Here is a 9,824-nt window from a genome sequence, read left to right on the forward strand (position 1 = left end):
AGAGCCCGGGCACGCGTCGTGCCGTTGAGGAACTCACCCGTGCCTCCACCACGGTGGACAGCCCGGCTGACCTCGACACCGCCCTCGCGGCCCTCACCGACCCCTACGACGCCGTCCGGCTCGGCGCTCCCGAGAAGGTCATCGACCGGCTGAGCGGCGTGTTCGCCCGGCACGCCGACGCGCTCACCCGCGCGGACGGCCCGGACCTGGACCGCGTGGCCGAGGAGCTGGAGCGGCGCGGCTTCACCCTGTTCGCCGCGGAGGCGCACGCCCAGGCCGTACGCGCCCACCGCGATCCGCGCGCCGCCCGGCACTCCCGCACCCGGGCCGTCGCCCTGGCCCGGCGCTGCCAGGGCGCCCGTACCCCCGCCCTGTCCGGGCTGGTCCTCGGCGAACTCACCGCACGGCAGCGCCAGATCGTCACCCTCGCGGCGGCGGGCCTGAGCAACCGGCAGATCGCCGAACGCCTCACCCTGTCGATCCGCACCGTCGGCAACCACCTGTACAGCGCCTACGCCCGGCTCGGCGCGAACGACCGCGGCGCCCTGCCCTGGCTCACGGAAGTGCCGGAAGCCCAACCGGCCTAGGCCGTCCCCGAGCCGGCGGCCTGACCCGAACAGGGGACGGGTCAGGCCGCCCCGAACGCCGCGAACGCCCACCCCGTGGCCTGGTGCAGGGCGTCGCCCGGAAGGGCGGCCCGGGCGTCGCGCAGGGCCTCCGCCAGCGACAGGCCGCCGCCCAGGCCCTTGTGCAGCGCGAGCATCAGCGGCACCACCGCCGCGTCGTTGACGGGCGCGCTGCACGCCACCACCCCGGCCGTGCCGAGCGGCAGCAACGCCGTGACCAGCCCGAGCAGTTCGTCGGCGCCGACCGAGGCGAGGCGGGCGGTGTCGCAGCAGGACAGGATGATCCGGTAGGGACTGCGGTCCAGCCGCTCGAAGTCGTGCACCACGATCGGTCCGTCGGCCATCCGCAAGGAGGAGAACAGCGGGCTGTCCGCGCGGAACGTGCCGTGCGCGGCGATGTGCGCCAGCGCGGCCCCGTCCAGCTCCTCCAGCACGCGCGGCACCCGCGCCTCGCCGTCCTCCAGAACCGTGGCACAGGCGTACCGGCCGGCCAGCTCGGGCACCTCGGCGCCACCGGTCGCGAGGGCCCGGGCCGCGCACCAGTACATGCCGGCCGTCCGGTGGGGGAGCGGTCTCGCGGGCGCGCAGCCAACTGCCCGCGACGGCGACACGCTGAGCACCCGTTCCCGCAGCGACGGGCAGCAGTGCCCACGTCACCCGGTGCAGCCGCCCCGGCGGCACGACCACCACCGGGCCGCTGCCCAAATGCGCCGCGGCCGGTCCCAGCAGCAGCTCCTCCAGACGGCGCCCGGCCGCCTCCACCACCGCGAGCCGCGCCTCGGCCCCGGGATGGGCCAGCCGCCGCAGCCCCGCCTGGACGTGCTCGGCCTCGGTCTCCGCCGCGGCGAGCAGCCCGGCCTCGAACCTGCGCACCCGCCCCCGCCCGCACAGCAGCACCTGCACCCGCCCGTCGAGCACGGCGAGCTCCACCAGCCGCACCTCGTCGCCCAGCCGCTCCAGCAGCCGGCCGACGTCGAACCGGTCCCCTTCCCCCGGCGCCTCGCCCCGCATGTGCAGCGTCCGGGAGCGGATCTGCCGCTCCAGACGCCGCTGTTCACGCTCCAGCGCCGGAACCGGACGTCCCTCCATCCGGGCGGCCTCCGCGCGGGAGGCGATCTCGCGGAAGGCGGTCATGCCGCTGAGCAGTTCCGGGTCGGCGGGCGGCCGGGTCGGCGGCGTGGACAGCACGGTGGCCCGCCAGCGCTCGCTCCACACCAGCAGCCGCCGCGGCCCGCCCGAGACGAGACTTGCCTCCCCCGCCAACGCGGCCAGTTCCGCGCCCTGTTCGGTGGCGCGGGCCCTCAGCTCCGAGGCGCCCAGCGTCGTGCGATGGTCGTCGAGCACGTCCAGGCCCCGCCGGCAGGCCTCCAGAACACCCCGCGCCGACCCGGCGGCCCGCGCCCGCAGCGCCTGCGCAGCCCAGCCCGTCATCCGCGCCAGCGGCGGTCCGCTGCGCCGGCTGCGCGCGGCGACGGCCAGATGCCGCTCCGCGTCCGCCCGTCCAGCCGAGGCCCAGCGCGATCCGGCCCGCGAGCAGCGACGCCTCGGGCGCGGCCGGCGCGCCGAAGGCGGCGAGCCTCTCGGCCACCGCGGCGGCGTCGGCGACCAGCCGCCCCGAGTTCCGTCCGGCCGCGTGCCGCGCCTCGATCAGCACCAGCCGGGCGTGCGCCTCCCACCAGGTGCGCCGCTGCCCGGCGAACAGCCGTACCGCGAGGGCGGCACGGGCGATCGCGGTGTGCGGATCCCCGGGCCGGGACGCGCGCGTCTCGGAGCGGCGGCCAGCAGGAGCTCCGCCTTGGCGGGTGGACTGGCCCGGCCGATCTCGTCGAGCCGGCCGATCGCCGCGTCCGCCTCGGCCAGCGCCTCGGGCGCCAGCCCGGCCGCCATCAGCACCTCGCAGCGCCGGATGTTCAGCATGAACGTCGGCGTGCCGAGCCGGGCGTAGCGCTCCTCCGCCTCGTCGAGCAGCCGCAGTGCCGCCGGCACGTCACCGGACCGGAACGCGGCGAGCCCCCGGCTCTCCACCGCGTCGGCCTTGTCGTGCTCCTGGCCCGTGGTGTCCCACAGCGCCTCGGCCGCCGTGAAGTCCGCCTCGGCCCGCTCCACCGCCCCCAGCGCCAGATGCACGGTGGCCCGCAGGGTCAGCGCCCGCGCCGTCCAGATCACGTCCTCCGCCTGCCGCAGCACGGGCACCGCCCGGCGTACGTCCTCCAGTGCCTCGCGATGGTGACCGAGCACCCACCACACGTACGCCCTCCGGTACAGCACCCGCGCCCGGGTATGGCCGCCGCCCCGCGCGACACCCCGCTCGAACGCCGCCAGGCCTTCCCGCGTGCGGCCCGCGTGCACCAGCGCCACGCCCAGGGTGGCCAGTACGTCCGCCTCCCGGTCGGCGGAGTCCGCCCGCGCCGCGAGATCCCTGGCCCGCCGCAGGTGGTTCAGGGCCAGCCGCAGGTCACCGAAGTCCCGCTGCCAGATGCCGACGACCTGGTGGGCGACGGACGCGTCCAGCGGGGAGGGATCGGTGTCGAGCAGCGCCCGGGCCCTCGTGAGAGCCTCGCCCGGGTCGGCGAACACCATCGGCAGCAGTTCCGGCACCGAGTCGCTTCCCGCTGTCACTCCTCGGATGGTAGTGGGCCGCGACCGCGCCACACAGGTTCGGCGCTGTATCAAACGGCCGTCCGGCGGCTCATGTCGACGAGTACCGACGACCGCTCGCCGCACCGACCGACGCCGTCGCACAGTGGAGGACACGCCATGGCACCTCAGCGATTCCACGAGCAGTTCGACCAGATCCAGCGCGCGATGCCGGAGGTCCCCCTCGCGATGGGCCCGGACGACTCGGCCGAGTTCATGTACGAGAAGGGCGTCGTCCTCGTCCGCGACGGTGAGGAGGCCCGGTTCGTCGAGGACACCGTACGGGCGCACTTCACGGCGGCACCCGACCTCGACCAGGACCAGATCCGCCGGGCCGGCCCGGAGACGAACCGCAGCGGCGTCACCCGGATCCGGGTCGGGGACCCCGGCGAGGGCCACCGGGGCGCCGACCGGGCCGTCGCGCAGGCGCTGCGGTCGGTACGCGAGCACGAGGCCAGGGCCGGGCACCGGATGGTCGCCCGCAACCACGTGGTGCACATCGCGGTCAACGCCTGCCCCGGCGACGAACCCGTGCCCGTCCCGCTCAGCGAGCCGCCCAACCCGGCCGCCGCGGACACGCCGTACGACCCGGAGACCGCCGTCGGCGTCCTCGTCATCGACACCGGCCTCACCCACGACTACCGCTCCTGCGCGCTGCTCGCCCACACCGACGGCGACGCGCAGCTGAAGGAGTGCGACGACCAGGGCGTCCTCCACCAGTACGTCGGGCACGGCACGTTCATCGCCGGGCTCGTCGCCGCCGTGGCGCCCAGCACCGACATCACCGTGCGCGGCAGCCTCAACGACGCCGGGGCCGTCCTGGAGTCGGAGTTCGGCGAGAAGCTCTTCGAGGCCGTCGACGCCGGCGGCTGGCCCGACGTCCTCAGCCTCTCCGCCGGCACCTCCAACGGCCGCACCGACGGCCTGCTCGGCGTGGAGAACTTCATGCGGGAACTGCGCGGGCAGCGCACCCTGCTGGTCGCCGCCGCGGGCAACAACGGCAGCGCCACCCCGTTCTGGCCCGCCGCCTACGCCGACCTCCCCGGCTGGGAGGACTCCGTGCTCTCGGTCGGCGCCCTGCGCAGCGACGGCGAGTTCGGCGCCTGCTTCACCAACCACGGCCCCTGGGTGAAGGTCTACGCCCCCGGCGAGCGCCTCACCAGCGTCCTCACCGGCTTCGAGTCGCCCGTCCCGTACGTGTACCAGCACTCCACGTACGAGGCCTGCCGCTACGGGTTCACATACGGCTGCACCTGCCGGCACCCCCGCCACTTCGGGGTGCTGAGCGACGAGAACGCCTCCGCGAAGCCGGACCAGGTGATGTTCGAGGGGTACGCGCAGTGGAGCGGCACCTCCTTCGCCACCCCGGTGGCCGCCGGACTGGTCGCCGCCCACATGACGGCGCACAAGGAGACCGACCCGCGCGCGGCCCGGCGGCAACTGCTCGCCGCGGGCGCCGGTTTCGCGGAAGTGCGCGGGGCGCAGGTCCCCGCGCTGCGTCCGCCCACCTGGCGCCCGGTCCCGGTCATGCGCCTGGCGCCCGGCCTGTGAGGGCCGGAGTCGTCCCCTCAGCGGCGTACCATGACGTGCCGTACACGAGGGGTGAGGCTGCCGTGGACCGTACCGATGCCGGGGCACTCGTCCAGGCTGCCGCCGACGGCGACGCGGCGGCCTGGAAGACACTCGTGGAAGGGCTGAGCCCTCTGGTGTGGTCCGTGGTGCGGGCCCACCGGCTCTCCGACGCCGACGCCCACGAGGTGTACCAGACCGCGTGGTTCCGCTTCGCCCAGCACCTCGGGCGGATCCGCGAGCCCGGCAAGGCGGGGGCGTGGCTGGCGGCCACCGCGCGCAACGAGTGCCTGAAGGTGATCCGGAGTTCGCGACGGCTGACCCTGACGGACGACCCACACGTACTGGACCGGGTGAGCGAGGACGGCACGCCGGAACAGTCGCTGCTCGACTCCGAGGAGGCCGCCGCCCAGAGCGAACGGGTACGGCGGCTGTGGCAGGAGTTCGAGGAACTGGGCGAGCGGTGCAGGCAGTTGCTGCGCGTGCTGATGGCCTCGCCGCCGCCCAGCTACCAGGACGTGTCCGCCGCGCTGGGGATCGCGGTTGGCAGCATCGGGCCGCTGCGGCAACGCTGTCTGCGGCGGTTACGGGCCCGGCTCGAGGCGCGGGGAGCGATATGAGCGGCATGCACGACGACGGCTTGCACGACGACGGCCTGCACGACGACGGCCTGCACGACGAGGTGTTCGACGAAGGCGGGTGGGACGACGAGGAGTTCGACGCCGGGCTGCTGGAGGAGGAGCTCCGCCAGGCCGCGGCGGTCCTGGACCCCGTGCCGCCGGAGCTCCAGCAGATCGCCGTCGACGCCTACGCGCTCCATGACCTTCAGGCCCGCGTCGCCGAGCTGACTTTCGACTCGCTGGTCGACTCCCTCCCGGTCCGGGGAGCCGGCGACACGCCCCGGATGCTGACCTTCCGGGCGGGCGAGGTGACCGTCGACGTGGAGGTGACCGCGCACGGACTGATGGGGCAGGTGCTGCCGCCGCAGCCGGCCCGCGTCGAGGTGCTCGGCGGCCCCCGCCCCGGGTCCTCGCTCGCCGCCGACGACCTGGGCCGCTTCACGGCCGCCGCACCGCCGCCCGGCCCGTTCGCCCTGCGCCTGCGCACCGGAGCGGACGTGGTGGTGACGGAGTGGCTGAGGGCCTGAGCCGGGCCCGTGCCGGTCGGCCGGCATGGCGTCGACTCAGCCGGGCACGGCGTCGACTCAGCCGGGCACGGCGACGGCTCAGCCGGACATGGCGTCGACTCAGCCGGACACCGCGTCCACGAGGCGGGCCAGGGCGCCGGCGAGCCGTTCCAGCCCGGGCCCGGCGGGCCCTCCCGGCTCGGTCATATAGGTGTCCCGGCGGATCTCCACCATGAGCGCCTCGACCCGCGGGTCGGTCCCGTAGAACTCCAGCGGTACGTAGGCCCCGCTGAACGGGCTGTCGAGCTCCGTCTCCCCGAACGCCGTCCTCGCGGCGGCCAGCAGCGCGTCCGTGGTGTGGAAGGAGTCGGTCCCGAGACACACCGGCGGCCGGGGCCCCTCGCCGTGCAGCTCGTACGGCAGCCGGGCACTGGGATACGAGTGCACGTCGATGATCACCGCCCGCCCGGTGGCCGCCAGGCGCTCCTCCACGGCCCGCGTCATGGCCCGCGCGTACGGCAGGAAGTACCGCTCGACGAGCGGCCCGGCCTCGACGTGCTCGGGCCGCAGCGCGTCGCCGTGCGTGGTCCGCGTGTACACCGCCCCCATGCCGACGACCCGCATCTCCTCCCGCTCGTCCGGGAACCGCTCGGGGTCGACGACCAGCCGCGACAGTCGGTTGACGAACCGCCACGGCGTGACTGCGGCCCGGCCGGCCGCCACCTCGGCGATCTCCGCCGTGTGCGCGTCGGTGATGTGGTCCAGCTCCCGGGCGAGCTGCTCGTGGTCGAGCACGATGTCCGCCCGCACGGACGGCGGCACCTCCCGCGCCGCGTGCGGAACATGCAGGATCACGGGGGAGCGCCCGGCGCCGGGCAGGACGTCGAAGGGCTGCGGGTCGTCGATCATGCGGCGGCTCCACGGACGGTGTCAGGGGGATCCCCCCTCGGGGCTCCAGCTTCTCCCTCGGGGCTCCAGCTTCTCCGAAAACGACCCCGCCCCGACCGGACGTCGTGCCGGTCGGGGCGAGTCGCTTGCCGTCGGGCCGTCGGTCAGCCCGGGGCCGGTGGCGTCAGCTCAGGGACGCCAGGGCGCCGTTCCAGGTCGCGGACGGGCGCATGACCTCGGCCGCCTTCGCCGGGTCGGGCTGGTAGTAGCCGCCGATGTCGGTCGGCTTGCCCTGCACGCCGACCAGCTCGTCGACGATCTTCTGCTCGTTGGCGGCGAGCGTCTCGGCGAGCGGGGCGAAGGCCTTCGCCAGGTCCGCGTCGTCGGTCTGCTGGGCCAGCTCCTGCGCCCAGTACAGGGACAGGTAGAAGTGGCTGCCGCGGTTGTCGATGCCGCCGACGCGCCGGGTCGGGGACTTGTCCTCGTTGAGGAAGGTCGCCGTGGCGCGGTCGAGGGTGTCGGCCAGGACCTGGGCGCGGGCGTTGCCCGTCACCTTGGCGTACTGCTCCAGGGACGGCACCAGGGCGAAGAACTCACCCAGGGAGTCCCAGCGCAGGTAGTTCTCCTTGACCAGCTGCTGGACGTGCTTCGGCGCCGAGCCGCCCGCGCCCGTCTCGAACAGGCCGCCGCCCGCCATCAGCGGGACGATCGACAGCATCTTGGCGCTGGTGCCCAGCTCCAGGATGGGGAAGAGGTCGGTCAGGTAGTCGCGGAGCACGTTGCCGGTGACCGAGATGGTGTTCTCGCCGCGGCGGATGCGCTCCACGGACAGCTTGGTGGCCTCGACGGGGTTGAGGATCCGGATGTCCAGGCCCTCGGTGTCGTGCTCCGCCAGGTAGGCCTTGACCTTGGCGATCAGGTTGGCGTCGTGCGCGCGGGTCTCGTCCAGCCAGAACACCGCCGGGTCGCCGGTGGCGCGGGCGCGGGTGACGGCCAGCTTCACCCAGTCCTTGATCGGGGCGTCCTTGGTCTGGCAGGCGCGGAAGATGTCACCGGCCGAGACGACCTGCTCGATCAGAGCGGTGCCGTTCTGGTCGACCAGGCGGACCGTGCCCGTGGTGGCGATCTCGAAGGTCTTGTCGTGGCTGCCGTACTCCTCGGCCTTCTGCGCCATGAGGCCGACGTTCGGCACCGTGCCCATCGTGGACGGGTCGAAGGCGCCGTTGGCCTTGCAGTCCTCGATCACGGCCTGGTAGACGCCCGCGTAGGAGGAGTCCGGGATGACCGCGAGGGCGTCGTGCTCCTGCCCGTCCGGTCCCCACATGTGGCCGGAGGTGCGGATCATGGCCGGCATCGAGGCGTCGATGATGACGTCCGAGGGCACGTGCAGGTTGGTGATGCCCTTGTCGGAGTCGACCATCGCCAGCTCCGGGCCCGCGGCGAGCTCGGCGTCGAAGGAGGCCTTGATCTCGGCGCCCTCCGGCAGGGCGTCCAGGCCCTTCCAGATGCCGCCCAGACCGTCGTTCGGCGTGAGGCCGGCCGCGGCGAGCTTGTCGGCGAACCGCGCGAACGTCTTCGGGAAGAAGGCGCGCACCACGTGGCCGAAGACGATCGGGTCGGAGACCTTCATCATCGTGGCCTTCAGGTGCACCGAGAACAGCACACCCTCGGCCTTGGCACGGGCGACCTGCGCGGTCAGGAACTCGCGCAGGGCGGCGACGCGCATCACGGAGGCGTCGACGACCTCGCCCTGCTGCACGGGTACGGACTCGCGCAGCACGGTGGTGGTGCCGTCGTCGCCGACCAGCTCGATGCGCAGCGCGCCGTCCTCGGCGATCACCACGGACTTCTCGGTGGAGCGGAAGTCGTTCTGGCCCATGGTCGCCACGTCCGTCTTGGACTCGCCGGACCAGGCGCCCATGCGGTGCGGGTGGGACTTGGCGTAGTTCTTGACCGAGGCGGGGGCGCGGCGGTCCGAGTTGCCCTCACGCAGGACGGGGTTCACGGCGGAGCCCTTGACCTTGTCGTAGCGGGCGCGGATCTCGCGCTCCTCGTCGGTCTTCGGGTCGTCCGGGTAGTCCGGCAGGGCGTAGCCCTGGCCCTGCAGCTCGGCGATCGCGGCCTTGAGCTGCGGGATGGACGCCGAGATGTTCGGCAGCTTGATGATGTTGGCGGCGGGCGTCTTGGCCAGCTCGCCGAGCTCCGCGAGGGCGTCCGGGACGCGCTGGTCCTCGCTCAGGTACTCCGGGAACAGGGCGATGATGCGCCCGGCCAGCGAGATGTCGCGGGTCTCGACGGCGACACCCGCCTGCGAGGCGTACGCCTGGACCACCGGCAGGAAGGAATACGTTGCCAGGGCCGGGGCCTCGTCAGTGTGCGTATAGATGATGGTCGAGTCAGTCACCGGGTGCTCCGCTCCACGTCTGCAACATTGCTCGACATCAAGATATCTCGTGATCGACCGTGTCTCGACAGGGGTCCGCGACCGATTTCGGGCAACCGTCCGACGCACCGTGCCCGACAGGCCACGGGGCGTCGCCGACGGCCCGCACCGGGGTGGCGCGGATCACCGTCGGCGACGCACCGGCGCCGGAGGGTCTCAGTCGAAGCGCCCTGCGGTGATCCCGCCCGGCTCGATCTCGCCGGTCCGCTGCTGCGGGATGACGGCCGCGCCCTGCTGGAGCGCCACCGTCCGGGCCGGGGCGGGGATGCGGATGCCCTCGACCCGGTAGCGCTTGTGCAGGCGCTTGATGAACTCGTGCTTGATCCGGTACTGGTCGCTGAACTCGCCGACCCCCAGGATCACGGTGAAGCCGATGCGGGAGTCGCCGAAGGTGTGGAACCGGATGATCGGCTCGTGGTCCGCCACGGCGCCCTCGACCTCGGCCATCGTCTCGGCGATGACCTCGTTGGTCACCCGCTCCACATGGTCCAGATCGCTGTCGTACGCCACCCCGACCTGCACCAGGACGGTCAGC

General features: G+C 73.7%; 6 protein-coding genes and 2 pseudogenes. 4 read left to right on the forward strand and 4 right to left on the reverse strand.

The features are described from left to right. A partial coding sequence (locus tag SSQG_RS33790; protein ID WP_244299337.1) for a helix-turn-helix transcriptional regulator occupies nucleotides 1-587 on the forward strand: 587 nt, incomplete at its 5' end. Between the two features lie 41 nt (nucleotides 588-628). Here the strand turns inward: SSQG_RS33790 and SSQG_RS33795 are convergent. After that, nucleotides 629-3,206 (reverse strand): annotated as a pseudogene (locus tag SSQG_RS33795) (CHAT domain-containing protein). A 177-nt stretch (nucleotides 3,207-3,383) separates the two neighbouring features. Here SSQG_RS33795 and SSQG_RS33800 point away from each other — a divergent pair. The 3 genes from SSQG_RS33800 (at nucleotide 3,384) to SSQG_RS33810 (ending at nucleotide 5,979) form a co-directional block, all read left to right on the forward strand. Then, nucleotides 3,384-4,814: a S8/S53 family peptidase gene (locus SSQG_RS33800; RefSeq protein ID WP_003994472.1), complete on the forward strand. Its 1,431-nt coding sequence runs from the start codon at nucleotides 3,384-3,386 to the stop codon at nucleotides 4,812-4,814. Between the two features lie 62 nt (nucleotides 4,815-4,876). Next, entirely contained in the window at nucleotides 4,877-5,452 is a 576-nt protein-coding gene (locus SSQG_RS33805) for an RNA polymerase sigma factor (protein ID WP_003994473.1), read from the forward strand. Next, nucleotides 5,449-5,979, forward strand: a complete 531-nt coding sequence (locus SSQG_RS33810; protein WP_052310379.1) for a hypothetical protein — start codon at nucleotides 5,449-5,451, stop codon at nucleotides 5,977-5,979. The genes SSQG_RS33805 and SSQG_RS33810 overlap by 4 nt, the downstream gene beginning before the upstream one ends. 99 nt (nucleotides 5,980-6,078) lie before the next feature. Here SSQG_RS33810 and SSQG_RS33815 read toward each other — a convergent pair whose 3' ends face one another. From SSQG_RS33815 to SSQG_RS38580, 3 genes and pseudogenes are all read right to left on the reverse strand, one after another. Next, nucleotides 6,079-6,867 carry an N-formylglutamate amidohydrolase gene (locus SSQG_RS33815; protein ID WP_003994475.1) on the reverse strand — a complete coding sequence of 263 codons (789 nt, stop codon included), beginning with the start codon at nucleotides 6,865-6,867 and terminating at the stop codon, nucleotides 6,079-6,081. Nucleotides 6,868-7,030: 163 nt separating this feature from the next. Next, nucleotides 7,031-9,250, reverse strand: a complete 2,220-nt coding sequence (locus SSQG_RS33820; protein WP_003994476.1) for an NADP-dependent isocitrate dehydrogenase — start codon at nucleotides 9,248-9,250, stop codon at nucleotides 7,031-7,033. Nucleotides 9,251-9,445: 195 nt separating this feature from the next. Then, nucleotides 9,446-9,824: pseudogene (locus SSQG_RS38580) on the reverse strand (mechanosensitive ion channel domain-containing protein); the annotation flags it as partial.

This window comes from Streptomyces viridochromogenes DSM 40736 (assembly GCF_000158955.1).
GTDB classification, from domain to species: domain Bacteria; phylum Actinomycetota; class Actinomycetes; order Streptomycetales; family Streptomycetaceae; genus Streptomyces; species Streptomyces venetus.